This window comes from Vibrio sp. TMPB1044 (genome assembly GCF_030442075.1).
Classification (GTDB): Bacteria; Pseudomonadota; Gammaproteobacteria; order Enterobacterales; family Vibrionaceae; genus Vibrio; species Vibrio satsumensis.
On the sequence record NZ_JAUJED010000023.1, the window covers coordinates 70620 to 95964 of the forward strand.

Below are 25345 nucleotides of genomic sequence, written 5' to 3' on the forward strand. Positions count from 1 at the left end.
AAAGGAGCAGAGCATGCTAAACGACTTACCAACCCTTTCTCACGAAGAACAACAGAAAGCTGTTGAACGAATTCAAGAAATGATGACTCAGGGCATCAGCACAGCACAAGCTATCAAAATCGTTGCTGAGCAAATTCGTGAAGAAATGAGTAATAAAGAAGAGTAGGGCATCAGCCCTTCTTTTTTAACACCTTAATGCACTATAACTAAATATATTACCCTCTAGTATATTATCTCGTACATACCCACTCTTTAGTTACCCTAACTCCCGGTCTGCCCAAGCTTCTTAAATTCAGTTTATTCAATAAGTTATGTCAGAGTAATCCACTTTATAAGCTTTTCTCGGTTTCTATTTGTAATTAAATTACAGCAAGATCTGAAAGTAAAACAATTGCCATCTTTGGTGTCAGTATTTGTGTCACCACATCTAAGTGGTTAAATATATTGCGTTTTTTAAGGCTAGTGACGTTGTGACTTCTGTTTTTAGCGGATACGAGTGTATGAATGTTCACAAGCAGACAAATGAGGATTTCATCTAAAAACAGTGCGAGATAAGTAGCGACGGTAATGTTCAAAACCGATACCGAGAGTGACTGAGCACTGGTTAGAGCAAGCTTTACTCGCCAATACGTGACTGCAGAACAAGTGCTAAGGAAGCTTAGAGGCGTAAGGTAAGGAAGAGCTGTTTATAGAGCGATTCAGGAACGATACGTATCAACCGGAGAATGCCATTGATGACGTTATTACAGATGGTGTTATCACAGATGATAAGAGCGTACTTAGACGTGTCGAATCGATTAGAATTCTGATGAGGCAACAAAGCTTATGGATTTGTTTAGTCAGCAGTTAAAAATCTAACGGGTGCTTAAGTGGAGAGTCGATATCGACAGGGTATTAACTGCGTGTTGATTGAGTAGTGCCGAGAGTTGAATGTGTAGCTGCAGTCCAGTCTAGCGAGCCTTAATAAAACGTAGCGACTTGGTTTCGTCCGTTGTCTTTAGCTTGGTAGAGCGCTTTGTCTGCACGCTTGATGGCAGTACGTATCGATTCATGCTCCTTAAGCTGCGTTACTCCGGTCGAAGCCGTGACTTTAAGCGCTTTAGGCCAAGGGCTTTGCTCCATTGCTAGGTAAAAATTATCGATTGATTCGTTACACTGTAGCGCAGTTTGTTCCAGGCAAACGAGTAGAAACTCCTCACCACCCCAGCGATAAAGCAAGTACTGCTCACCAAGGCTCTTGTTCGCCGTTGCGACAAACTGAATAAGTACTTTGTCACCCACTTCATGGCCATGTTGATCATTGATCTGCTTAAAATAATCTAAATCAAACAACGCGATGTGAATCGTTTTTCCTTGTTGCGCCAACCATTCGAAATCATAGAAGGTATCTAAAGCTTCGGTTCGGTTTCTACATCCGGTCAACGGATCGGTTGTGGCCTTTACCTTTAGCTCTTCAATTTCTTGGGTTAAATGGCGTTGTTGCTGTGCTGAACGCGTTTTGTTTCGTTGTGCAATATGTAAAGCACAAGCGACGTAGTAGATCGCGTATACCACCCATAGTCCAACCAATAGCTCACCTAGCAAAGCCTTGCTGATGATTTTACCGTGGAACACAATACTCGAGATGTTAAGTGAATGATGCCCAGCAAGCGTGCTGGCACCAAGCCCGAGTTCAACAGATACCGCGTTCGTAATGTCTACAGCGCTATCAGAAACAGGGCGGTTATAATGATCAATCCACCAGAAAGGAACATTGAAGTAGTTTAAGTCGATGTGGTTTTTATCTGGTAATGAGAAGTCTAAGCGATTGAACTTGTTCGACATAGCATCGCCTTTCACGCTGTAATTCTTGTCGTAATTACGAATGTAGAAGCGAAACCTTGGGTCTTCTTGGCCTTGGTAATCCATATTAATGGTGACCGAATCGAACGTAGAGAGATCGAGCCCTTTACCTTGTGTCGATATAACGAACTCAATTTCACAGAATGGCAAGCTATAGGTTCGTTCAAAGTCACACTGTAACTCAATTCTATCTTCTGACCTGTGTAACAAGCCAACGGTGCCACCATCGTGGTCTCTGTCTGTGTTCACGCGTGTAGGGTATTTGTCTGGTGTAATAACGAGGCTCTTATTCATGAGCGTATTAAAAGAGATCAACGACACTAGCGTGATTGCTAGGCAAAAAATCGAAAGGAATATGTTGAGTTTTCGGAATGCTTTGTCGCTCATGATACTAACCCGTACACGTGATTCGAACCTAATGCGCAATGCCTTAAAGTTGGCGCAATCGGAGATTAGAGTATTAGTATTGATAAAATAGCTATACCCAAAACTGATCCAGAACTGACGGTTATACAGGAAAGCGCACCATTAGACCAAATTCAAGTTTAAAAATTGAACGCAGACCCTTGATTCTGAATGTTATTTACTCAATAAGTGCGGTTTTTACGGGGTTAATAATTTAACTGTATATTTATACAGTTAAATTTAAAGTGGCTCGGTTTGTGTAATCAGAGCGGTGTGTGCGAGCTTTATGGCTTGCTGTGATAACGAGGCACGACGCTACAGCTATTTCATTAATTTGAGTGGAGTGAGAATATGTTGCAGTGTCACTTTTTGGAGCTCAGTTTTATCGAAACACTTTGTTGTCTATGAGAACGTTCCTACCACTCATTTTGTCTTTCATTCTTAATTGCGCGCCATATGTCGAACAAGGGTTCAATGCACTGCAGAACATCCCTAACCCTTATTGGTTTGTAGTAGGTGCAGTTGTGGTTGATACGCTAGGCATGCGCGCCATGGTGCGATACCTACTTGAATACTACGCATCACGATGGAAAACGAAGTGATGGCGTTCCTTAATGAGTTAATCATTGCGCTTATTACAGGTTGAGTCTCAAGCCTTGGCACGATTACTGCTTTGAAAACAGACATCAACTGGATAAAACGAGTACAACAAGACCAAGAGCAACGGATACGAAAATTGGAGGATCCCAATGGCTAAAAAGGTATAAGTGCAGAAGGGTATACACGTAGAAACTGGAGAGTAATTAGGTCGAATACTGCATGAAAACGTTACAAGAAACGTTGATAATTTAAACTAATCAAGGCTAGCACAGTTCAACCTGAATGATTGGCTCAAGTAGCTGTGTTCCTGGGCTTGTAGCCGTAATATCAATAGTGTCAGCAATTATAAAATGCAAAATTAAGCCATCGATAATTTTTGGTATAGTACAAGAACGGTAGTATCATATACTGTATAGGTACTCGTTGTGAGTGCTTTTTTTCGGCGGTATTAGTTCGCATATTTGCTACATCAGTCTGGGCGACTCCTACCTGTATGGTAATACCTTTTTACTTTTAAATTATTTCTTAGATTTTTTGCTGGTACTTATGAAAAAGATTTTTATTGTTCCTTTGGCGGTTGCTTCTCTTTATGGGTGTAATAGTACGCCTACCGCGCGTACTGTAACTGAGGCTGAACTCCCGAATTATGAGTCTATGGTTTCCACACTTGGTGTTGGCCAATATCACGATTACTGGGTTCAGGTTGGCAATAAAAACGAAGCTTGTGAGATTCATATTGAAGGTTATCAATTTCCTGGTCTTACTTCTGTTGCTGATCTTACTTCTGAAAACTTAGCTTGGGATGGCGGCTGTAAAAACGGTAAGACGCATGGCATCGGAAAGATGACAGTCGATGCTGGGTCTTTCAATTGGTATGAGATTGCTTACCACAATCAAGGGATTACGGACCAATATTTCTACGCGGGAGCGGAAGGTCAGAATGTGGTTCGTTATGGATCGTATATTCGCGAGAACGGAAAGATGGTTAAGCGATATGAGGTTCACTCTACAACCAACGTTGATGGCGAGTTGGAATTTATATATAACTACCTTGAGGTTGACCAAAAGCGTGGTGTTAGTAGTGGGGTACATCTAAAGAATTACAACGACGGTTCGAGTGGGAAGTACTCTGGAATTTTTGGTAATTCACTCTTTTTCGGTACTCGTGAGCTTTACAACTCCTCAAAATCACTAATGTGGTCCGGTTTGGGTTACGCTAACATGGCTGATGAAAAGGCTGAGTCTTTTTCAATTTATCGTACCTCAGCAGGGGATTGGCATCAGTATTATGAATATGGCGCGTTAATTGAAGCTGTGGTCTTACCGACCTCTTTTGCTTCTCAGGTCAGCAAGGTTTCTTACAATGCATCTAGAAATGCAAGTGCTGTTGATGCCGCAGGAAGAATGGCTTTGGCAATGAAAGAGAAGTACGATTCATCGCATCGTGTCGTCGAATCCGAAGTGCGAGATGAGCCTGATTCTTCTGAAAGTGAGTCTTCGACTGTTTCAAGTGTGTCGACAGGTACCGGTTTCTTTATTTCTTCTGACGGCTACCTCCTCACAAACAGCCATGTCGTGTCTGGCGCGCACAATATTTCTGTCGTTATGGATGGAAAAACAGTTCCAGCTACGTTAGTGGATCAGGATGTGAGCAACGATATTGCACTGTTGAAAGTGAACAAATCTGTTACACCGCTGCCTCTTGAACTTAAGGTTAAGACCAAGAAGGGGACAGAGATTGCTGTACTAGGTTACCCAAATGTTGGTATTCAGGGGAACGATCAGAAAGCGACTTTTGGTTACATTAATGCAAGTTCGGGCGTTAAGGGGGATACTAGGTACTTCCAGATAAGCTCACCTATTCAACCTGGTAACTCAGGCAGCCCAATGGTGGATAATCGAGGCGTGGTGGTTGGTATCGCATCGGCAAGTTTGAATCAGGATGTGGCTCTACAGACAACCGGTACTTTAGCACAGAACGTTAATTACGCAGTTAAGGTGCCATATGCTCTACCAATGCTGATTGGTAATGATGTTAACTATAAGCAAATCCAAAGCTCTAAGGTATTGAGCAAGCCAGTTTTGATAGATAAGATCTCAAAGAGCGTTGTTTTGATAGTTGCTCAATAGTTACGAGGACGATATCCAAAAGCCCACACAGTGTGGGCTTTTTTGTCTTGAGATTGGCCCTCTTACCGTTCTTTTGTCGACTTCCTATCCTTTGAATGCAAGAAGCCGAATACTCTACAGAATTCGGCTTCTTTGTGAGGTTAGACTCGGTCTTTTGACCTAGCGATATATGATTTATTTGTAAGTGGCGAGCGAAGCAAGTCGTCGTCTAATAGTTCTAAAAATTTTCTACAACGATTGATACTATTTAAATCAAATTGTGTTTCGTCTTCATTAAACTTCAGAACATTAGCATAATGCTCTTCCTGTTTTACGAATTCAATTAGCGCTGCAGTGGTAATTTCTTGTTCTAGAACAGCTGAATGAGTACAGACTTTTACAACCTTTCGAGCGAACGAAATGTCTTCTTGTACTTTCTCAATGAAGATATTGAAGTCGTCAGAAAAGTTCATTCCAACTAGCGTTTCTGTTAATACTTCAGCTTTGCGTTGAATCACATCTTTGAAGTTAAGCTGATTCTCTAAACCATTAACACTTTCTACTAAATATACATCGCCCATTTTTAAAAATATAAAATTAGGTGATACTTTTAGAATATCTTGTTGCAACTTAACAACTCTTGTCTCGTGAGCCATGAGATTTAAAATACCTTTCCCAGACTTTAAGAGAGTAACTCCATAGACGTGTTGATAAAAGCCTGCTTTATGCCCATCTCGGTTTTTAAGGACAATAATTAGAGCTTTAATGTTTTCTAATTTGTTATCACGAGCTTCATAAATTGGCATTTCAGTTTCAGCAGTCGCAACCATCGCAGTGTTTACTAAGTCGAAAGCTTGGGGACTTTCATCGAAATCAAACTGATATAGCGCGTGTTTTCGATCGTCATGATTAGAAAGATACGGGATAGTAAAGCTTTCATTTTCGATATACTTTTTTTTCAAAGCATCTGTAAACGCATTTCTAGCCCCATCCAAAGCGTTATTTTGAATGTCTGAACGGGTAAGGTTATCTTCTTGATCTACAATAAAGATTTCAATACCAGTACAGTTTGTTGCAAACAATCCAAGGTTCGCTTTAATTTCAGCGTTATTCAAGTCTTACTTTCCTTACAAAAAAGACGTTATGAGACAATAACTTATAGTTAACGCTCTGGTTGTTATTTAAGTCGCTTTTCGTGATAACTATTACAGACTCATAACGTTGTTGAGCATCTGCCATAGTTACGCGATATAGCTTATAGCCAAAAAGTGCAAGGGTTGGGTTCGCATAATATTTATCTGTTTTAACAAATATCATTCCGATGACGAATAACAAAACACCATAGGCTAGCAACCGTCCAGGTTCAGTAAAGCTGAAACCAAAAAACGGAATAATGTAAGTTGCTAAAAAGGTAAGTTGTTCATAGTTTTCGCTTTTGCAATCTGTAATATACAAACTATCACCAGCTCCGCCGTCTAACTTATGCTCAAATTCTCTACGAATCACCTCGCAATACAGCATCGAAATGATCATCAGAGTAGGGAGCCAATTAGAGGTGAGCCATAAAACCGTCCAGTCCCAATAACTCATTATTTCGACATAGTTATCAGGTGATACGTCAGCTCTGAATGTTATGAGCAATACGATAAAAAACAAAACGGCTAAAGAGAGAATGTAAAGCTTAATTTCGTCTTTAAGCTTCATAAATAATTTCCTATGTTAGCTAAACCTTTGCCTTCTTAAGCAAGGCGAATCATAGCATGAGAATTCATATTTGGAAGTGTTAAACACTACGTTTTGTAAGGATATAATGCTGAAAATAGTAAACTGAAGGCTTGTATTATAGCGTGAACTAAATTTGTTGGTAGCAATAGCATAATATATGAGGAGATATGATCATGACTTTGGGTTGTGGAGAGCGAGTAACACATATTTAATGTGGGTGTTGTACTTGGTCTTACTTGAATTTGGCAGGCACCCAAGGCTTCGCTGGCATGCGGCGGCCGCCACGAAATGGCAAAGGATGCTCTTTAGGTGGGTAAAACTTTGGGGAATCAATTCGACCGTGGCGTTCGACGAGCTGGCGATGTTCGTCGCGCCAATACGCAAAACTGAGCAATTCTTTCGGATTAAACTCGCGTCGTTCAGGCGTGATCAAGGTGGCACGGTCAAAGTGAACCCTAAATTCATTCCAGCGATGATCTAACGGCAAGTGCCCGCGAGCGTGGATGTTTGTGAGTTCAGTAAAGTGACTTAACCCATGTGAACAAGTCTGTTCGTGACATTACGTAGATCTGAGGAACACACAGAGTAATTCAATAATCTAACCAACAAGCACAAACTTTTAAAAAACTCAGCATGAAAACTTACAGACGAGCTAGTGTGAGAAAACTTAACTGGCTTAGTGGATAACTCAAAACAGAATTCAACGTGTGTAGCCAACAAGAAACACGATGGCGTGTGTGAAATCTGAAAAAGAAACGACAGACAATGTCCACAAGGTTTACACACAGCGCGGTGAATCATGAGTACAAGAAGATGTAAGTCAGACAGACGGAACAAATGTTCTCGTTGATCGGCTTTGTGTAAACGAATCATGTAGATGTTGGCCGCACGTATAATGATTGGGTTAAAAGAGAGTTTAAAGAATGCTGGTGAACTCAATACGCGTTGTAATAAAGGTTTTAAGGAGAAACGATGACAAGAATAACTTGGGAAAATAGTGACATTACTATCTGGGGCTTACAGCCTATGTCAATCCCATTTTAAAATGTCCTCATTTGTCCCAAATAGAAATGTCCCCTTGTTAGGTCTTTCGACTGGAAGCTTTGAATGGTTCGGTGAGGACAGGGTTGATGGCTCGAGGTGCTGTTTGAAGGGCTCTTTGTTGTGCACGGCGCTTGGGGGCTTTCTTACTGCGGGTTCGTTGCTGTTGTTGTTCGAATTCTTGTTGTTGCTGAGCAAATTTTAAAACTTGGCCGAGGCGTTTATTGTCGACGATTTGGGCTTGTTGAACGTGCTCGAGTTTGTCGAAGGTTTTGAATTCGAGTTTTCGATGCCCGTATTGGATGGCAATTTCACCGTTTGGGTAGTCGAGTATCTTGACATGTTCGTGCGCTAGTCGGCTGTTTTCTTCAGTAGGTTCAATGAGATAAACCACTTTATCGTATTGAAATGTCAGCGACTTTGAGAGCTTGCGGGTTTCTTGCCAACTGAAAATATCGTTGAGTTCTTGCTTGGACTCTCGAACCGGACGATGCATGTTTTTCGGGTATTGAGCGGGCTTAGCAAAGCGGTGGTTAAAATCGGCGATGAAGTAGGGAAGCCAGGCGTTGGCTTGCTCGATGGTGTTGATGCCTTGTAAGCGCATCTCTTTAACCAGCCGGTCTTGCAACGTGAGATTGGCTCGCTCAACACGGCCTTTGGCTTGGGAGCTGTTGGCACAAATGAGTTCTATCGCCAGCTCTTTCAACACGCGCCCGTATTGGGTTTGGCCAACTTGTTTGTGTTTCTCCTGATTCACTCGAAATATGGAGTGTTTGTCGCTGTAAAATGCAATGGGTTTACCGTGCGCGTCGAGGTATTCACGCGTCGCCAACATGTAGTCAAACGCGGATTCCGTCTCGCTGAATCTTAGGTTCATCAAGCGGCCAGTCGCATCGTCAATGAACACCAATAGGCAGCATTTGTCGCTGCGGCCTTCAAACCAGTCATGATGGGAGCCGTCAATTTGGATAAGTTCACCCAAGCAATCACGACGGTAACGAGGCTGATAGACCCGAGGTTTGCGTTGTGAATGTGGAAGCCACAGTCCGTCGGCGATCATCCATTGACGGAGTGTTTCTTTAGAGACGGATAGATTGTGTCGTTCAGTCAGTTTTTCCAGAGCGAACGTTGGTGAGAAGTCAGAGTAATGCTCACGGATAAGTTTCAGTATTTCAATTCTGAAATGTTCTGAGTAGCGTCGATTACTTGGGCGTCCACGCGCTGCGTGTGTAAGACTTTGAGCGCCAAGAGAGACAAGTTTGTTTACCAAACGTCGGATATGACGGGCAGACAGATTCAAAATGATAGCAGCGTCAACTTGGCGTAGTCGTTTTTCACGTACGTCAGTAAGCACCTTGAATCGATGAATATCTTTTTCACTCATAGTAATAAGCATCCGGATAACTCCTAAGCAGACCAATATAGGTAAGCTTAGGAGGACATTTTAAAATGGCTCAAACCGGACATTACTAAATTGCTCTAACAAGCCAACTACGTATTATGTACGTTATGTTAAATTGAATTTGGTGTTTATAAGGCAGGACTCTTGTGTGATGCCCTGCCTTTATTTAGTGTCGATATTCTCTGAGTTATACTGTGTATTTAACCATAATGGTTATTTACCATAAAATACCTAATATCCAGTGATAATAATCTTCGATTTTAACCCTGGTATTAGTTAGAGATTAACCGCCAGAGAATTTAACTTTGTAGCCTTTCTTTTCAAGGTGCGCTTTGATCTTGTCACGAGCGTCACCTTGAATCTCGATGTTGCCATCTTTTACGGATCCACCACAGCCACAGACTTTCTTAAGTTCTGCTGCCATTAGTTTTAATGGTGCGTCATCTAGGTCTAAGCCAGTTACGACAGAAACGCCTTTGCCTTTACGGCCTTTGGTTTCTTTTTGAATTCGAACGATACCATCGCCTTTAGGACGCTGGACTTTCTCTTCTTCAGGCTTAATGCGACCTGTTTCTGTTGAATATACTAAACTCATAACTTATTTCTTTTGTTGCTCTGCTTTTTGTTTTGCGAGTAAGTAAGCTTCTATATGACGCTGAATTGCAACCTTGCCGCCTTTGATAAGACGTCCGTTAAACATGCAATACCACGCGTTAGGCTCACCTGTGTCATTCTTTATCTGATAGCCGTTGAAGTTTTCAGTTTGGCCACCAGTTCCTCTCGACTTATTTAACGTCGTGAACTCTTTCGGGTCAATAATAGATGCGGTGTCAATCCACCAATCAATACTCTTTTTCACGGCAGCTAGGTTGCCCTGAATAACATTGTTCTTTAACTTAGCACGCCAAACCGTGTTAGTGGCATCCGTCGATTGCAGATGGACGCTTCGGTAAATTGAATTAGCCATATCCATTAATCATCTTTTTGTTTTCACTACATTAATCATAAGTATACTTATAATGATATCAAGCATAATATGGTAAAAACACCTGTCGAGGTACGGTAATTTGAGAAAAAATGTCCCTATTCTAACCGACTCTGTGAGAATTAATTCATTTGTTGAAAAATTGAACAGGTGCGCGACAATTGAAATTATAGATGAGTTGACAGGATTTCAATACTCTCGTAATTCACTGTTAGGTATCTACAGTGATTGGAATCGCTATCATGCGTTCTGTACCAAACATCGTATTAACACACTTCCCGCATCTATAACCGCTGTTCGTCGTTTTCTCGAGACGGAGTCTAACGATAGAAAATACGCATCTCTAAAACGTTACACCGCAACGCTTAGTATGCTTCATACTGTGTTGAACTTTGCTAATCCAATCAAGCACAGGCAAGTTCGCTTTACCCTGCTCCACTTACAGTCGCAAATGGCCGGTGACGCGAAGCAAACCAATGCTATGACATCTAAGCATCTCACTGATTTAAATGTGTTACTCTCCGACGACAAAGCAAACTTGAAAGAGATCAGGGATATAGCTATTTATAACGTGATGTTCGAGTGTGCTTTAAAACGCTCAGAACTTAAGGCGTTATCAATGACTGATGTTGAGTACGTTGAAGATCATTACCAAGTCACGGTCAAAGGTTCGGCTTATCAGTTGTCACAAATAGCCAGTGTTGCACTTCAACGTTGGCTTTCGTTTACTGGTACACAAGATGAGTTGCCAGTATTTCGTGCGATAGACAAGCATGAGAATATTGGTTTGCAGCCTTTAGATGATTCGTCCATTTACCGGATATTGAGACGAGCTAGCGACTTACTTCAACTGCCGGAAAACCACTATTTCTCTGGAAATTCGATTCGTGTTGGTGCTGCACAAGAGTTGTCGAAACAAGGTCTTAAGGTTAGAGAGATTCAGGACTTTGGCCGCTGGCTTAGCCCCGCAATGCCAGCCCAATATGTTGGCTTTTCGGGTACTGCTGAAAGTGAGAAGATGAAGTTTAAGGCGCTAACCCCTTGGCAATAAACGGTTCGTAGATTATTTGGATATTGTTACTTGGGTATAAGTAGCGGCTAAAACGATCGATTTTTAAAAACGGCCAGCTTTCAAAACAACAAGTGCTTTGGCAGAAAGCTCAATGCACTTGTTGGGTTTAGCTCTAAGTGAACGAAAACGAGTTAGAAGACCTAAGAAAGACTGGTTCTCACGCAGTTCTCCAAGAACTGGCTGAATTTGTGACCGGCATGCTCAACCATTTTAGGGAACATGGAGATTGGCGTCATACCTGGGAACGTATTTACTTCGTTCAGGTAGATTTCGTTGTCTTGCGTTAGGAAGAAATCAATACGAGACAAGTGACGAAGCTTCATCTGAGTGAAGACTTTGCGTGCGCTGTCTGCAATCAATTCACGCTGTTCGTCTGTTAAGTTACTTGCTTCAACTTCGGTAATGGAGTGGCTGTCTGCACTGTACTTCTCTTCGTAAGAGTAAAATGCGCCATTAGGTGCAATCACTTCCCCCGGCTTGCTAATATGTAGCTCGCCATCGATTTCATAAGCAGCAACTTCTAGCTCTCTAGGCACCACTGATTTCTCAACTAATACTTGGTCCGAAAAAGTGAACGCCTTGTTGATCGCTTCGCTTAAATCTTCTACTTGGTTAACTTGGTAACAACCTACGGAAGAGCCTTGACGGGCAGCTTTCACGAACACTTTACCCCAATTTTCAAAGGCTTGAGTCGCTTGTGAGTGAGCTTGTTCATCGTTTTCTGATAAGAATAGATAAGGCGTGTTTGGAATGCCAAGCGCGTCGTACCAAAGCTTTGAAGTGATTTTATTGAAGCTGTTGTTACTTGCTTCTGAACCACAGCCTAGATACGGAATTTTAGCCATTTCAAACAGAGATTGAATGTCACCGGTTTCCCCCGGGAAACCGTGAATACAAGGCACAATGAAATCGACTTTAGATTCTAAATTGTCACCGCGTAAGGTTTGATCGTTAATATCAAGATAAACTAATTCACCTGAATCAAGACACCAGCCCTCGTTTTTAATTTCAACTCTTACAACGTTAAAATCTGCAACGCTATTGAGTTGTTCAAAAAGGTAATTAGCTGAAACTAAAGACACTTCATGCTCTGAAGATCCACCGCCGCAAAGTAGAAGGATGTTTGTGGTGTTCATGGGTAAATTCGGTCCTTGAAACTAGGAATACTGACTTCAATGATAAACAAAAGTCGAGATAGGTACAGTGTTTTGATTGTTAAAATTGCGTTCGAAAGAGCGAGCGATTAACTATTAAACAAAACAGCGAATCTTAAAACAAAAGAAGGAGCATTTGCCCCTTCTTTATGAATTAAAACTTAGTTCAACTTGTTAAGCGTTGGGTATTCAGAGTTCTTGATGTCATCAATGCTCTTAACAAACGGCTTCAAGTTTTGGAAAGTGCTCGGCAGCGTTGAGATTGCCTTTTTAGCTTCTAAGCGCGTTGCATAGTCACCATAAAGTACGGTGAACCACTTAGTGCCGTTAACCATTTTGTAGTTTTCCCAAACTGGCTGAGAAGTCGTAGGTAGCATTTTCACGAAAGAATCGACTTTACTTTGGCTGCCAACAGCAACAACTTGAACTGTGTAACCAAAACGCTGGTTCATGTCTTGTTGTTTCTTCGTTGGTCCTGTCACTACTGCAACTGGCTTAGCTTTAGTCGTTTGAGTGACTTTCTGTTCAACAGGTTCAGTTCTGATCACGTTGACAACGTTTTCTTCAACAACGCCTGTTTGCTCAGATTGAGATACAACTGGAGCTTCAACTTTGGCCGTCTTGTACTCTTCTTGATAACTATCTGAAGTGACATTGGTAACGTAGTCGTCAGATACACATGCAGCCAAGAGCAGTGGCAAAGTCACAATTGCAAATTTTTTCATGGAAAGCTCTATATCCTTAATAATAATTACTATAAATCATGCCGATACGTCGGTTTAGAATCAAGTTAACTTTGAGATTATACACCATTAGTGGGTGACCTATTTCACAAACTTTATGCAGTGTCTGCTTATTCATCTTAATTCGGTGAATTTGCCATCAACCCGTTAGTGAAAAGTAAGTTACGATGAACTTACGTGCATTGCTAGGATATGTCTATGAATCATCTTGATCCCCTACTTAAACCCCGCTCAATCGCTGTTGTTGGTGCTTCTCAACGAGAAATGCGTGCAGGATATATCGTCATGAACAATTTGTTGCACGGGGATTTCAAAGGTGCGGTGATGCCGGTTACGCCAAAATATGACTCGGTGGCAGGTGTACTCTCTTACAAAAACATTTTGTCGCTGCCGATCGTTCCTGACCTTGCGATATTGTGTACCAATGCGACTCGTAATGTCGCCATTTTTGAAGAGCTGGCTGAGAAAGGCATCGCTTCTGTCATTGTGCTTTCATCCGACATGCAACAACAAAGTGATAATGGTGAGACGTATGACGCAAGATGCCTGGCGATAGCCAAAAAGAACAACATCCGAGTGCTTGGCTCCAATAGTTTGGGGGTGATTGTCCCTTGGTTAAATTTGAACGCATCATTCTCTCCAGTAACAGCATTACCTGGTAAAATCGCCTTTGTTTCTCAATCTGCTGCTGTGTGTACCACGATTTTAGATTGGGCTAATGACAAAGAGATCGGCTTTTCAGCGTTTATCTCGATAGGCAATGGCAGTGATATCGAATTCTCGGAATTATTGGATTACCTGAGTACCGATTCTCATACTGAAGCGATACTACTTTACGTTGATAGCATTACTGATGCTCGGCGCTTTATTTCTGCGGCGCGTGCGGCATCGCGAAACCGACGCATTCTGGTGTTAAAAGGCGGTCGCACGGCGAAAGGCAGAGCGGCGGCCATGGCCCATACTGGCGGTGCTGACACTTTAGACATTATCTATGACTCTGCGATCCGACGCAGCGGTATGTTGCGAGTTAAGAATTTGCATGAATTGTTTGCTGCGGTAGAGACACTGACTCATTCAGTGCCCTTGCGTGGTGAGCGTTTGGCTATTGTTACCAATGGGGGCGGCCCTGCAATTATGGCAGTGGACACCCTATTTGAGCGTGGTGGTAAACTCGCAGAGTTATCTGAAGAGACACTCGACCAATTGAACAAGGTGTTGCCATCGAGTTGGTCTCATAGCAATCCTATCGATATTGTTGGTGATGCTGGTGATCAGCGTTATATCGATACCATAAACATCTTACTCGATGGCGATGAAGCGGATGCGATTCTTATCATGCATAGCCCTTCAGCAATTGCACATTCCGCTAGAACGGCTGAACGAATTATTGAAGCGATTAAGAAGCACCCTCGCCACAAGCGCTTTAACATCCTGACTAATTGGTCTGGTGAGTTAACAGCTAGGCCAGCGAGAAAGCTGTTTACCGAAGCGGGTTTCCCGACCTATCGAACGCCTGAAAGCTCAGTGGTCGCATTCATGCACTTGGTCGAGTACAGACGTAACCAACGTCAGTTAATGGAAACGCCGACCACGGCAGAAAAAGTGCACATTGAAGACTTGGCAGATGCAAAAAATTGGATAGAGCGCCAACTGCTGGATAAAGATACAGTTAGTCTTGACACTCACCAAAATAGCCAGTTTTTCAAGAGTTTTAACCTCGATGTGCTACCCACATGGATCGCTTCCGACCCAAGTGAAGCGGTACATATAGCTGAAACAATTGGTTATCCGGTTGCCGTAAAACTTCGTTCTCCAGACATTGCGCATAAGTCGGACGTTCAAGGCGTGATGCTGAATTTACGAAACAGTAGTGAAGTCGCGAATGCCGCTCAGGCAATTCTCGATCGATCTCAATTGTCGTTCCCTACCGCGCATATCCATGGGCTGTTGATTCAAGGAATGGCCAAGCTTGCAGGCGGCCAAGAACTGCGAGTTAAGGTTACAACGGACGAAACCTTTGGCCCTATCATTTTACTTGGCCAAGGTGGCTCTGAGTGGGACGAATCGATTGATGCCGCGGCTGCTTTCCCACCGCTTAACATGACACTGGCCCGTTACTTGATCATTAGGGCGATAAAAAGTGGCAAGATTCGCCTGCAAAAACTGCCTAACCCCATTGATATAGAAGGTTTGTCTGAGCTGTTGGTCCGTATCTCTCAAATGGTGGTGGATTGCCCAGAGATACACGATTTGGATATACACCCAGTACTCGCTAATGGAGACAAATTTACGATATTGGATGCCGATATTATATTGAAAGCCTACGAAGGTGATCCACAAGAAAGACTGGCGATTCGCCCTTACCCTGTAGAGCTTGAAGAACGCATCCAGTTAAAAGATGGGACAGAAGTGTTGCTGCGCCCTATTCTTCCTGAAGATGAACCACTTCATGCCGACTTCATTAATCGTGTCTCTAAAGAGGATCTCTACAAGCGTTTCTTTAGTGATGTGGGCGAGTTTAATCATGAAGCATTAGCTAATTTTACTCAGATTGATTTCGATAGAGAGATTGCGTTTGTAGTGGTACGTGAGGAACAAGGCGTTCCAGCGATTATTGGTGTGTCCCGTGCGCTGATTAACCCAGAGAATACGGACGCTGAATTCGCGATATTGATTCGGTCTGATCTTAAAGGTGTTGGTTTAGGTCGAATTCTTATGACTAAGGTTATCGATTACTGTCGTGCGAAGCAGACAAAACAGATGTCTGGTATGACAATGCCAACCAATAGAGGCATGCTGACACTAGCCCAGAAGCTCGGCTTCGAGCTAGATATCAGTTTTGAAGATGGTACTGCAGATATGGTGTTACCGTTACTTTAACGCCCATGTTTTTTTAAGATGTTGGATACACCAAGACTTGGCGTCGCCCATTTTGTTGCGTCGCCAAGCCATCACAATATCGATAGGTTGCGGTTCTGTTCCCGAAATCTGCTGTAGAACGCCAGATTCGATCAATGGTTTCGCTATAACACTCGGTAATGTACCAATCCCTAATCCCGTCGTTAGAGCTTCTACTTTTGCAGGGAAGCTTGTTACGGTTAAACGAGGTTGTTTCTCTAGAATGTTGCGACTTAACGCTGGTTGATCGCGTGCAGTGTCTGCAATTGCAATAACCCTGTAACTTTCCCTCGCCTTTTGGTCGAACTCGCCAGAGCGCTTATGAACGTAGTGGCTTGATGCCGCGACCCATACCATTTCCATCTTACCAATGGTGTCACTTTTCATATCGTTTGGAATCGTGTCGAGCTTGGGACATACTAACAAATCGGCTCGGCCATCTGTCAGGGATTCCCAACATCCGGCTAAGATCTCTTCTTGTAAGCGAACACGTGTTTTGCTGATTTTCCCGAGTTCGTCGACCAACGGGAAGAAATTGGCAATAGGAATGATGCCATCAAAGGCAATGGTTAAATCGAGCTCCCAGCCATTAGCAAGAATATTCGCATCGTTAACGAGTTGTTCAGTGGCACCAAGAATGATTCTACCTTGCTCTAATATTAACTGCCCCGCTTCCGTGAAATTTGCACGGTGGCCTGAGCGATCAAAAATCATGATATCTAAGTCTTGTTCTAACTTCTGGATTTGATAACTCAATGAAGAAGGTGCTCGGTCCAGTTCATTCGCTGCAGCTGCGAAACTCCCACGACGATCAATGGCATCTAATATGTGTAATGCTTCAAGTGTTATTGGACTATGCATAGCTTTCCTACTTTACAAATGAGATCTGAATCACAAAAACAGAAGCATTCATGCCACGAATGGAACTGTAAAAGTCTTTTTAATACAGGTGTTTAAGAGTATTAATTATGAATTAGCTGATAAGATTGAAAATTATTTAAATGCAAATAATAGTAATTATCATTTAGATCCAATATTATCTTTCGCAAATCAAGATAAGACTATGGAACTAAGGTAACTATCAGATGTATAAGCAATCCCTACTCTCTGCTTCAATCGTTTTAGCGCTTTCATCAACATCAGCCTTTGCTGACGATTATGCCCTATTTGATGAGGTTGTTGTATCTTCGACTCGTACTAATCAAACACTTATCAATACAGCAGCTTCTGTTACTGTCATTTCGGATAAGCAAATTGAAGAGAATATGGCGAAAGATGTGAATGAAATCTTCGAATACACTCCGGGTGTAACGATGAATTCAAGCTCTCGCCAAGGCGCACAGACTATCAACATTCGTGGCATGGAAGGTAAACGCGTTAAGATTTTGGTCGATGGCTCTTCTCAGCCAGGTTCATTTGATGGTGGTCCATACGCATTTATCAATTCTAGCGGTATTTCAATTGATCCCGACATGCTTAAAAGTGTCGAAATTATCAAAGGTGCTGCTTCAAGTTTACACGGAAGTGACGCAATTGGTGGTGTTGTTGCCTTTGAAACTAAAGACCCTTCTGATTTCTTGAAAGATGGCGAAGACTTCGGTGGCCAAGCGAAACTGTCTTACTCTTCAGAAGATAATTCTTTTAGTGAGCATGTTGCATTAGCTAATCGATTCGGTGATTTAGAAACATTGGTTGCCTACACTCGTCGTGACGGTGAAGAGCTTCAAAACTTCCGCGACTCTAATAACTTAGAGAATTACGCAGTAGAAGATCAAGACACATCAGCCGATAACCTATTGGTAAAATTGCAATATCAATTGAATGAAAGCCATCGTATTGAGTTTCTAGCTGAGCTAATCAAAGACACTTCAGACTCTGACATTTATCACTCAAGCTACGATAGCTACACGGGTGCAGATGATACAGAGCAAAATCGATTTGCGATTAAACACATTTGGTTCGCTGATGGCGCAATTGCCGATACCGTGACCAGCAAAGTGTCGTACATTTCTAAAGAAGAGAATGGTGTGACGAAGCGCTTTAAACCTGCAGGTCCTGGTTTCCCCCCTTATGTCCCTGCTAACAATGACAATCTTCAAACAAAAGACTATGAATACACCGAAGATAAGCTAGAGATAGAAACACAGCTTGATAAAGAGATTAATAACCATTACCTAGTTTATGGTGCTACTTATACACATAGTGACATCAGCAATACAAATATGGAGTACAACTCTGATCCTGCGACTGATGACAAGCTTTATGTATACACTCCTGATGCTAAAGAACAAAAGTTTGGTCTATTTGTACAAGACGAAATTAGTTTATTGAATGACAAGCTCATTGTTACCCCAGGAGTACGCTTTGATTACTTCTCAACAGATCCAGGAAAAAATACAGCTGAATCACTAACTGATTTCTCAGATTCTGCAGTAACAGGGCGTTTAGGTACGACTTACAAACTCACAGATACAGGTACTGTGTTCGGGCAAATTAGCCAAGGCTTTAGAGCTCCTTCATTTGATGAACTGTACTATACATATGACAACCCTGGTCATGGTTACGTAAACGATCCGAACCCAGATTTGAAATCAGAAACAAGTATTTCATACGAGTTAGGGTACCGTCACAATACTCAGGCTTCTTCATCTGAAATTGCCGCTTACTACAGTGATTACGATGATTTCATTGAAACTGTGGTAACGAAGAAAGTTGGTGGTACGACACACTACTCTAATGTTAACTTAGAATCTGCAACGATTAAGGGCATTGAGTTCTCTAACACGTTACTTTGGGATGTTTTAGTGGGAGCGCCTGAAGGCATCTCAACTCATTTCGTGGCGTCTTACACTGAAGGTGAAGACGGTAACGGAAATGCACTAAACAGTGTGAACCCTTGGAATGCTGTATTAGGTCTTAACTATGATGCACCAAACCAAAACTGGGGTACTAGCCTTAAATTAAACTATACGGCTGATAAATCTGGTTCAGACATCAACTTTGATGATGAAAATGGCGGTAACGCTGGTCAAGCAGAGCTTCCAAGTGCAACAGTTGTTGATTTAACGGCTTACTACAAGCCTATCAAAGACTTAACGATTCGTGGTGGTGTGTTCAACCTAACAAACGAAGAATACTACCGTTGGAATGATGTTCGCGGAGATGATGAGCTTTACAAAGAAAACTCTCAAGCGGAAAGAAACTATGGTATTTCAGCTAAATACGAATTCTAATTCGTTAAAAAACTGAACTGCAGATACTAAAAAGCCAGCTAAATGCTGGCTTTTATTATTTCACTAAAAATTGTATCAAAAAGGGGTAAGTGAAATTACTTCTCTGCCATTTCTTTCTTAACCATTACTGCAGCAGCAATGATAAAAGTGATGATTAGGCCTAGTTCCATGATTAACTCCAAAGAAAATTAACATTAAACATATAATTCGCAAGCATGATAACAACAACCGATACAGAATGATACTTTTTAACCGCTAATTCAGTTTTTATTCGATTTAGATCAAAAAAGATGCTCTAAAGCATCTTTTTGTACATTAACCATTCATGAAACAACTCGGTTAGCCAGGAAAACCATCAGGGTTGGTTGACTGCCAGCGCCATGTATCTTCGGTCATTTCAGTCAGTGTGCGTGTCGCATTCCAACCGAGTTCTTTTTGAGCTTTGGCTGGGTCTGCCCAACATTCCGCAATGTCACCCGGACGACGATCAACAAGTTGGTAAGGGATATCTTTGCCGCTCGCTTTTTCAAATGCTTTAACCATATCTAATACACTTGAACCGTTACCTGTACCAAGGTTGTAGATATGAAGACCGTCTTTATGCCCTACTTTCTCGAGCGCTGCAATGTGGCCGTCAGATAGATCCATTACATGGATGTAATCACGAACACCGGTCCCATCTTTTGTTGGGTAATCACTACCAAAGACAGATAGGAATTCACGTCGGCCCACTGCTACTTGAGAGACAAATGGCATTAAGTTATTTGGGATACCTTGCGGGTCTTCACCTAGCTCACCACTTGGATGTGAACCTACAGGGTTAAAGTAACGCAGCAGTGTAATGCTCCAATTCGGATTGGCTTTTTGGAAATCGGTTAAACACTCTTCAACCATTAGCTTACTTCGACCGTAAGGGTTCGTCGCACTAGTTGGAAAATCTTCTGTGATAGGCACACTCGCAGGATCGCCGTACACCGTTGCTGAAGAACTGAATACTAAAGTTTTAACACCAGCGTCACGCATTGCATCAACAAGAACTAACGTGCCATTTACGTTATTGTCGTAGTATTCAAGAGGCTTTGCCACTGACTCACCGACTGCTTTAAGGCCTGCAAAATGGATAACCGCTTCGATGTTATGTTTCTTCATGGTTTCAGTTAAAAGCGCTTTATCACGAACGTCGCCTTCAATGAAGCTAGGGCGAACGCCAGATACCTTTTCGATACGCTCTAGAACGCTTGGTTTACTGTTGTACAAGCTATCAAAAAGTACAGGAGTCATACCTGCGTTAATCATCTGGATACTTGTATGGCTACCAATGTAACCCATGCCACCTGTAACTAGAACATTCATGTTTAGCAGACCTTTTAATTAAAAATACTCAACCTATCACTTATGATACAACAACTTAGGTTGAGGTCACAAATGCCTGAGGCAATTAACCATCATGAGAGAACACAAATTGCCCTTTTCCTTTGCGTTTCGCTTGGTACATCGCCTCATCAGCAATTCTCAGAATCACGTCAATATCGCGCTCAGAGCCATCAACTAAATGGATCCCCAAGCTTGCTCCAACATGAAGTGAGCTCTGTTTATAACTTACTTCTTGTCCAATAAGCTCTAACAATCGTTCAGCTAACTTAACCAACAAGGCTTTGTTTGTCTGTTTAATAATAAGAACGAATTCATCTCCCGACAAACGTGCAACCAAATCACCTGCCCGTACCTGAGATAACAGCCTATTTGATACTTGTTTGAGAATTGCGTCGCCCGCATCGTGTCCATAATTATCGTTAACGTGTTTAAAACCATCAAGATCCAAATAGATCACCGCAAAGAGCTGATTTGAATAATGACTAGAGGTTATGACATCATCCATCACCTTATACAGTTGAGCCCTATTGGCTAATCCTGTTAACGCATCGTGATGAGCCAAGTGTTCGAGCCTCTCCATCTCTTTGACGTTAGATAAATCCGACAGCGTTAATACCATATCAAACTCATCTTTTTCATTGTCTGATGAAACTCTATTCACTTTGACAAACATTGGAATCAAGGTGCCAGACGCACTCTTCTCCCAGATTTCTCCTTGCCACTGGCCATAATTTTCCAATGAGCTACGAATAGTCGGCATTAATGAAGAGAATTGTTGCCAAGAAAATGCTTCAAATGGTGTTTTGTCCACCAGCAGATCGGCGTGATAACCGAGAAGTTGAGTCACAGCTGGGTTAACCATAGTAATTACGTTAGACGAATTTAATACTATAAGCCCGTCTTTACTGTTCTCGAAAACACCTGCCGCAATACGTTGGCGGCTCATTGCTATCTCTATTTCAGTTACATCTTGTATTGCATAAAGTATACGGCCCTGTTTTGACAGCGAACGACTACTCACACGAAGCCAGCGCTTTGATTGAAATAGATCTGTGGTTTCAAGTAGTTCGTCATTGAGCTCAATATTGGCGTCGATGACGTCTTGTAAAAATCCTTTTTGCTTCGTTGTGATCAGCTCTTGGATCAACAAGTTGTCAAGAAACGCTTCTGAGCACTTAAAAATATCACGAGTGGCGACATTCGCATGAACGATGAGCCCTTTGTCGTCCACGACTAACAACGAGTGCTGAACGGTTTCAACCACTTCATTTGCGAATGATTTTTCTTCTTGTAATTTATCTAGCGTAAAATTGATTTGGTTATCGCGATGTTGAAGCCTTTCCAGCATGGTATTGAATGCGCGAACCAGATCCCCTATCTCATCACGGTTGGTTACGACTAATTTTGGTTGTTCTGATCGGCGCTCAACAAAGGCTTGCATCGCCTCATTGAGGTCAAACATCGGCTCGATAATCAAGCGTTGAACCAATTTGACCAATATTCCCCCTAATATCACCAGAAACAACAGGTAGACGGCTGCAACCTTGAAAATATTCGTTAAGATCGAATTAAACGTCTGTTTTGATATCGTCACTCTCAAGTTCGCGATAACAGCATCATCCAGAGTCACCGGAACAAGCAAAAAGATGAAATGTTCAGAGATGGCAAATTGATGATCCGCGATATCAATTAATTCATCAGCAGTCGGCCTTGGGATCAAGGTATTGCTCACTTGATAGTTAGCAAATAACTGCTCATTAGTGTCATAGAGCTTTACCCTCACAATATCTCTATCTGCAATGAACGCTGATAAAATCTCCTGAGCAGACGACTTATCTTCAAATAAGATTGCTGCTTGTAGGTTATATGCTACCCCTTGCGCCAATACCTTAACTCGCTGGATCAGGCTCTCTTTCTCTCGCTCAAAAGTGACAGTGTAATTAACTGATTGAATAGTGACGAAAGTAACCCCGATAAAGATAATAATCGGCAAGATCAACTTGTTTTTAATCGATATATTATTAATGAAAGACAGCATTACTGGCCCTCCACTATAGCGATTCGTAACAAATTTGAACCGATGATATATTCACCACGTCTCGCGTTTGTTAAGTTGATTTTAGGTTTGAGCTTGTTATCAATGTGCGTTAACTCAATGATACCTCCCATATCCGTAAAGTTAGGAATATCACTGATCGTGACAGTATGGGGGGAGTGTGCATTGCTACTAAATTCGTTATTATCCAGATCAGATAGATAGGTGATATCACACTTAGGCGCCACCGATTGTTGAACTCGGATAGCGAGTGAACGAATAGATTTCCCTTCTGTAATTGACGCTAGTACTTTGCTTACTTTTTTATCGCCAATAACGCAAAAGTTAACAACATTCATTGTGCTTTCGTCATTCCAACGAATAAAGTTCGCAATTCTAAACAGGTACACCGCTTTAACTTCATGCGGTTTGAAGCTAGCCGCCGATGTATTCCAAGGCACAATAAGCATAGTCAAAGCGGCAAGGCTTAATTTAGTGAAGCAGAGCTTAATGCGGTGCTTAAGCCATTTAGAATTCATGAGAGACCCTCACATACACCGACTCTTGATTGACGCTTTTCTGAGATGTGAATTCAGCTTGATAGCCGTCACTCTTACCTATGTTTTCAACAACCACTTCAATTAAAGGCGCTGCGGACGATTTTTTCCATGCGAGACGCGCATCAAAGGTTATTTCATGCGGGTAAGATTGCCATTCATATTGAGTGCCATCACCCGCTACCCAATAGTCTGGGTAATTCACATTAATGTACTGGCCTATCACATCGAATTGCCAACTATCGGTGATATTCCACATCAACTGTGCCGTAGCCAAATGTTCATTATCAATATCGTAATAAACACTCGTTTGAGGGCTAGATTTAGGGTCATCACCTTTATTTTCACCTTCTAGCGTTGTGTAAGCGTAGCTTAGGTAGCTGGTTAGATCTTCAGTTAGGTGATAACTCGCCCCCAACTCTAACCCATAAGTTTTCGCTTTATAGTCGTCAGATAACGCGCCGACATAGACATGATTTGCGGGGATATCGCTAGCGTCATAACTATGGAAGCGAAGGTTGTCATGTTCACTTAAATATATCGTCGCATCGAGCTCGAAGTTTGAATTGTTAGAATAGCGATATCCCATCTCAGCTGTAATGACACTCTCTGTTTCTAGGTTCGAGTTCGATTTATAGACATCGAGGTAACTGTCATTTGAATCGGCATAGTAACTGTTGAAGTAGTATGTGGAGTTTGAATCCATATAAGAAGGCGCAACGACCGCACGACTTAGTCCCGCCCAGACAGAGTGACGTTGATTTAACTTGTATAAACCGCGCAGTTGAGGTGAAAGTTCCGTCGAATCACTCTGTGTAAAGTGTTCTACCTTGGCGCCAACCGTAATAGATAGTGCTTCGGTCAATTGAATTTGAGATTGAACAAAAGCATTCGCAATATAGTCATTTGCTGATTTAATGTTATAAGCTCGACCGTAGTAATCTGGGTTATACCAATCGACGTCAGAAACTTGGCTTGAAGAGAAGTCGAGATACATGTATCGCAATCCACCGCCGAGTGTCATTTGATGGTTTACCGATAACTGGCTGATATAGGTAGAGTCAAAATCGATGGTGGAATAGCTTCCCGGGGCGTCTGGCGCATTGTCCTCATTATACTCTCCCCATAGCGAATACGAGAGTGTCGAATTTTCTTCAAAATGAAGGGAGTCGTTAAATTGGACGTAAAAAGATTGACTCTTGTTATCGAAATCATTGGATTCTGATTCGACAAACGATCCTGAGTTGTCATACTGGAACGTGTACAGCTCAGACTCATAAAAGCTTTTTTCACCGCCTATACGTAATGACCAACTTTCATTGGTATTGCTCGGTTGAAACACCATACCAGCAGTTTGCGCTTTCCATTTTTCAGATTCGTTTGTGCGATACGTTGGTTCTTCTCGGTACTTATAAAACGCACGAGCGTTCACATTGTCGTTCAAGCTTAAGCCCTGACGAACGCTAAACTCATAGTTATCCGTATTAGAAGCGACACCAGAGAGATAAGTCCCCTGTGTATCATTAGCAGACTTAGTAATGATATTTACGACGCCGTTGACAGCATTGCCTCCCCAAATTGTACCACCCGGCCCTTTTAGTACTTCGATTCGGTCAATATCAGCGAGTACGTAATCAACGTCGGACCAATAAGTTCCACCATAGACAGGGCTAAATAGGCTCCGCCCATCCATCATCACCAACATTTTGTTATAGAGACCGTCATGAAATCCTCTTGTAGAGACAAACCAAGATGTTTCATTGAATTTAGTAACTTTTAAACCCGGTACGAGTTTTAAAACTTCGGCGATACTTTTTGCACCGCTGCGCTGAATTCGCTCGTTTGAAAGTACATACACAGACGAGGGAATATCTGTGAGTTTTTGAGTAACCTTAGATGCTGTTTCCATTTCAACATCTAACATAGATAGCTCTTCAAGGCTCATTGACATGAGTTGATCTAGAGAGTTTTCCTGAGCCATTACACAAGCTGGAGTGGTCAATGCTAATCCTAAGCAAACTGGTCGGGAAATCATACGCTCACCTAATATACAGACAAATATTAATGTTTTTATTGATAATAGACTATATATGAAATGCTGTACTAATAAATTCATAACCGCAAAACTTTGAGTTAGGTCACTGTTTAATTCTGTCATTTATACGAACGT

General features: G+C 42.0%; 18 protein-coding genes and 2 pseudogenes. 6 read left to right on the top strand and 14 right to left on the bottom strand.

What is annotated here, in order from left to right:
• Positions 1–13: 13 nt before the first annotated feature.
• Positions 14–166, top strand: a complete 153-nt coding sequence (locus QQ041_RS16350; protein WP_004731009.1) for a YoaH family protein — start codon at positions 14–16, stop codon at positions 164–166.
• 794 nt (positions 167–960) lie between these two features.
• Here the strand turns inward: QQ041_RS16350 and QQ041_RS16355 are convergent.
• Positions 961–2268 (bottom strand): GGDEF domain-containing protein, encoded by a 1308-nt coding sequence (locus QQ041_RS16355; RefSeq protein WP_285954485.1) that lies wholly within the window; start codon positions 2266–2268, stop codon positions 961–963.
• A 392-nt stretch (positions 2269–2660) separates the two neighbouring features.
• Between QQ041_RS16355 and QQ041_RS16360 the strand changes: the two are divergent.
• Positions 2661–2849 (top strand): annotated as a pseudogene (locus QQ041_RS16360) (hypothetical protein); the annotation flags it as partial.
• A gap of 544 nt (positions 2850–3393) precedes the next feature.
• Positions 3394–4977, top strand: coding sequence for a S1C family serine protease (locus QQ041_RS16365; RefSeq protein ID WP_285954487.1), 1584 nt, complete (start codon positions 3394–3396; stop codon positions 4975–4977).
• Between the two features lie 140 nt (positions 4978–5117).
• Here the strand turns inward: QQ041_RS16365 and kwaB are convergent, their stop codons facing one another.
• The 6 genes and pseudogenes from kwaB to QQ041_RS16395 all read right to left on the bottom strand — a co-directional run bounded on the left by kwaB (position 5118) and on the right by QQ041_RS16395 (position 10091).
• Positions 5118–6071, bottom strand: coding sequence for an anti-phage protein KwaB (gene kwaB / locus QQ041_RS16370; protein ID WP_123309788.1), 954 nt, complete (start codon positions 6069–6071; stop codon positions 5118–5120).
• The gene (gene kwaA / locus QQ041_RS16375) at positions 6064–6660 is read right to left on the bottom strand and encodes an anti-phage protein KwaA (protein WP_123309787.1); all 597 of its coding nucleotides are present in this window, start codon (positions 6658–6660) and stop codon (positions 6064–6066) included. Before kwaA ends, kwaB begins: the two co-directional genes overlap by 8 nt.
• 253 nt (positions 6661–6913) lie before the next feature.
• Positions 6914–7198: pseudogene (locus QQ041_RS16380) on the bottom strand (DUF3653 domain-containing protein); the annotation flags it as partial.
• Between the two features lie 564 nt (positions 7199–7762).
• A complete protein-coding gene (locus QQ041_RS16385) occupies positions 7763–9106 on the bottom strand; it encodes an ISNCY family transposase (protein WP_285954667.1) in 1344 nt (447 codons plus the stop codon).
• A gap of 301 nt (positions 9107–9407) precedes the next feature.
• The gene (gene yciH / locus QQ041_RS16390) at positions 9408–9719 is read right to left on the bottom strand and encodes a stress response translation initiation inhibitor YciH (RefSeq protein ID WP_050649524.1); all 312 of its coding nucleotides are present in this window, start codon (positions 9717–9719) and stop codon (positions 9408–9410) included.
• A gap of 3 nt (positions 9720–9722) precedes the next feature.
• Positions 9723–10091, bottom strand: a complete 369-nt coding sequence (locus QQ041_RS16395) for a DUF3319 domain-containing protein (RefSeq protein WP_060981728.1) — start codon at positions 10089–10091, stop codon at positions 9723–9725.
• A 100-nt stretch (positions 10092–10191) separates the two neighbouring features.
• On the opposite strand from QQ041_RS16395, the gene QQ041_RS16400 reads away from it, so the two are divergent.
• Positions 10192–11160 carry a tyrosine-type recombinase/integrase gene (locus QQ041_RS16400; protein WP_146491580.1) on the top strand — a complete coding sequence of 323 codons (969 nt, stop codon included), beginning with the start codon at positions 10192–10194 and terminating at the stop codon, positions 11158–11160.
• A gap of 161 nt (positions 11161–11321) precedes the next feature.
• Here the strand turns inward: QQ041_RS16400 and QQ041_RS16405 are convergent, their stop codons facing one another.
• The gene (locus QQ041_RS16405) at positions 11322–12317 is read right to left on the bottom strand and encodes a D-alanine--D-alanine ligase (protein WP_146491581.1); all 996 of its coding nucleotides are present in this window, start codon (positions 12315–12317) and stop codon (positions 11322–11324) included.
• Positions 12318–12496: 179 nt separating this feature from the next.
• Complete coding sequence (locus QQ041_RS16410; RefSeq protein ID WP_060981319.1) at positions 12497–13060, bottom strand: SPOR domain-containing protein; 564 nt, start codon at positions 13058–13060, stop codon at positions 12497–12499.
• Between the two features lie 216 nt (positions 13061–13276).
• Between QQ041_RS16410 and QQ041_RS16415 the strand changes: the two genes are divergently transcribed.
• Positions 13277–15958 carry a bifunctional acetate--CoA ligase family protein/GNAT family N-acetyltransferase gene (locus QQ041_RS16415; protein ID WP_285954488.1) on the top strand — a complete coding sequence of 894 codons (2682 nt, stop codon included), beginning with the start codon at positions 13277–13279 and terminating at the stop codon, positions 15956–15958.
• Here QQ041_RS16415 and QQ041_RS16420 read toward each other — a convergent pair.
• Entirely contained in the window at positions 15950–16837 is an 888-nt protein-coding gene (locus QQ041_RS16420; protein WP_146491583.1) for a LysR family transcriptional regulator, read from the bottom strand. The two genes, QQ041_RS16415 and QQ041_RS16420, sit on opposite strands and share 9 nt — an antisense overlap.
• 224 nt (positions 16838–17061) lie before the next feature.
• Here QQ041_RS16420 and QQ041_RS16425 point away from each other — a divergent pair, with 224 nt between their 5' ends.
• Positions 17062–19209, top strand: a complete 2148-nt coding sequence (locus tag QQ041_RS16425; RefSeq protein ID WP_285954489.1) for a TonB-dependent hemoglobin/transferrin/lactoferrin family receptor — start codon at positions 17062–17064, stop codon at positions 19207–19209.
• A 339-nt stretch (positions 19210–19548) separates the two neighbouring features.
• On the opposite strand, the gene galE is transcribed toward QQ041_RS16425, so the two are convergent.
• The 4 genes from galE to QQ041_RS16445 all read right to left on the bottom strand — a co-directional run bounded on the left by galE (position 19549) and on the right by QQ041_RS16445 (position 25210).
• Positions 19549–20562 carry a UDP-glucose 4-epimerase GalE gene (galE, locus tag QQ041_RS16430; RefSeq protein ID WP_285954490.1) on the bottom strand — a complete coding sequence of 338 codons (1014 nt, stop codon included), beginning with the start codon at positions 20560–20562 and terminating at the stop codon, positions 19549–19551.
• Positions 20563–20647: 85 nt separating this feature from the next.
• Positions 20648–22621 (bottom strand): diguanylate cyclase, encoded by a 1974-nt coding sequence (locus QQ041_RS16435; RefSeq protein WP_285954491.1) that lies wholly within the window; start codon positions 22619–22621, stop codon positions 20648–20650.
• Positions 22621–23157, bottom strand: coding sequence for a YfiR family protein (locus QQ041_RS16440; protein ID WP_285954492.1), 537 nt, complete (start codon positions 23155–23157; stop codon positions 22621–22623). Before QQ041_RS16440 ends, QQ041_RS16435 begins: the two co-directional genes overlap by 1 nt.
• Positions 23147–25210, bottom strand: coding sequence for a TonB-dependent siderophore receptor (locus QQ041_RS16445; RefSeq protein ID WP_285954493.1), 2064 nt, complete (start codon positions 25208–25210; stop codon positions 23147–23149). The genes QQ041_RS16440 and QQ041_RS16445 overlap by 11 nt, the downstream gene beginning before the upstream one ends.
• Positions 25211–25345 lie beyond the last annotated feature (135 nt).

Bases quoted from the DNA above. Each gene is read 5' to 3' on its own strand.
- QQ041_RS16435 (WP_285954491.1), bottom strand. From the start codon at position 22,621: ATGCTGTCTTTCATTAATAATATATCGATTAAAAACAAGTTGATCTTG.
- QQ041_RS16445 (WP_285954493.1), bottom strand. From the start codon at position 25,210: ATGATTTCCCGACCAGTTTGCTTAGGATTAGCATTGACCACTCCAGCT.
- galE (WP_285954490.1), bottom strand. From the start codon at position 20,562: ATGAATGTTCTAGTTACAGGTGGCATGGGTTACATTGGTAGCCATACA.
- QQ041_RS16395 (WP_060981728.1), bottom strand. From the start codon at position 10,091: ATGGCTAATTCAATTTACCGAAGCGTCCATCTGCAATCGACGGATGCC.
- yciH (WP_050649524.1), bottom strand. From the start codon at position 9,719: ATGAGTTTAGTATATTCAACAGAAACAGGTCGCATTAAGCCTGAAGAA.
- QQ041_RS16350 (WP_004731009.1), top strand. From the start codon at position 14: ATGCTAAACGACTTACCAACCCTTTCTCACGAAGAACAACAGAAAGCT.
- QQ041_RS16365 (WP_285954487.1), top strand. From the start codon at position 3,394: ATGAAAAAGATTTTTATTGTTCCTTTGGCGGTTGCTTCTCTTTATGGG.
- QQ041_RS16410 (WP_060981319.1), bottom strand. From the start codon at position 13,060: ATGAAAAAATTTGCAATTGTGACTTTGCCACTGCTCTTGGCTGCATGT.
- QQ041_RS16385 (WP_285954667.1), bottom strand. From the start codon at position 9,106: ATGAGTGAAAAAGATATTCATCGATTCAAGGTGCTTACTGACGTACGT.
- QQ041_RS16415 (WP_285954488.1), top strand. From the start codon at position 13,277: ATGAATCATCTTGATCCCCTACTTAAACCCCGCTCAATCGCTGTTGTT.
- QQ041_RS16425 (WP_285954489.1), top strand. From the start codon at position 17,062: ATGTATAAGCAATCCCTACTCTCTGCTTCAATCGTTTTAGCGCTTTCA.
- QQ041_RS16420 (WP_146491583.1), bottom strand. From the start codon at position 16,837: ATGCATAGTCCAATAACACTTGAAGCATTACACATATTAGATGCCATT.
- kwaA (WP_123309787.1), bottom strand. From the start codon at position 6,660: ATGAAGCTTAAAGACGAAATTAAGCTTTACATTCTCTCTTTAGCCGTT.
- QQ041_RS16440 (WP_285954492.1), bottom strand. From the start codon at position 23,157: ATGAATTCTAAATGGCTTAAGCACCGCATTAAGCTCTGCTTCACTAAA.
- QQ041_RS16405 (WP_146491581.1), bottom strand. From the start codon at position 12,317: ATGAACACCACAAACATCCTTCTACTTTGCGGCGGTGGATCTTCAGAG.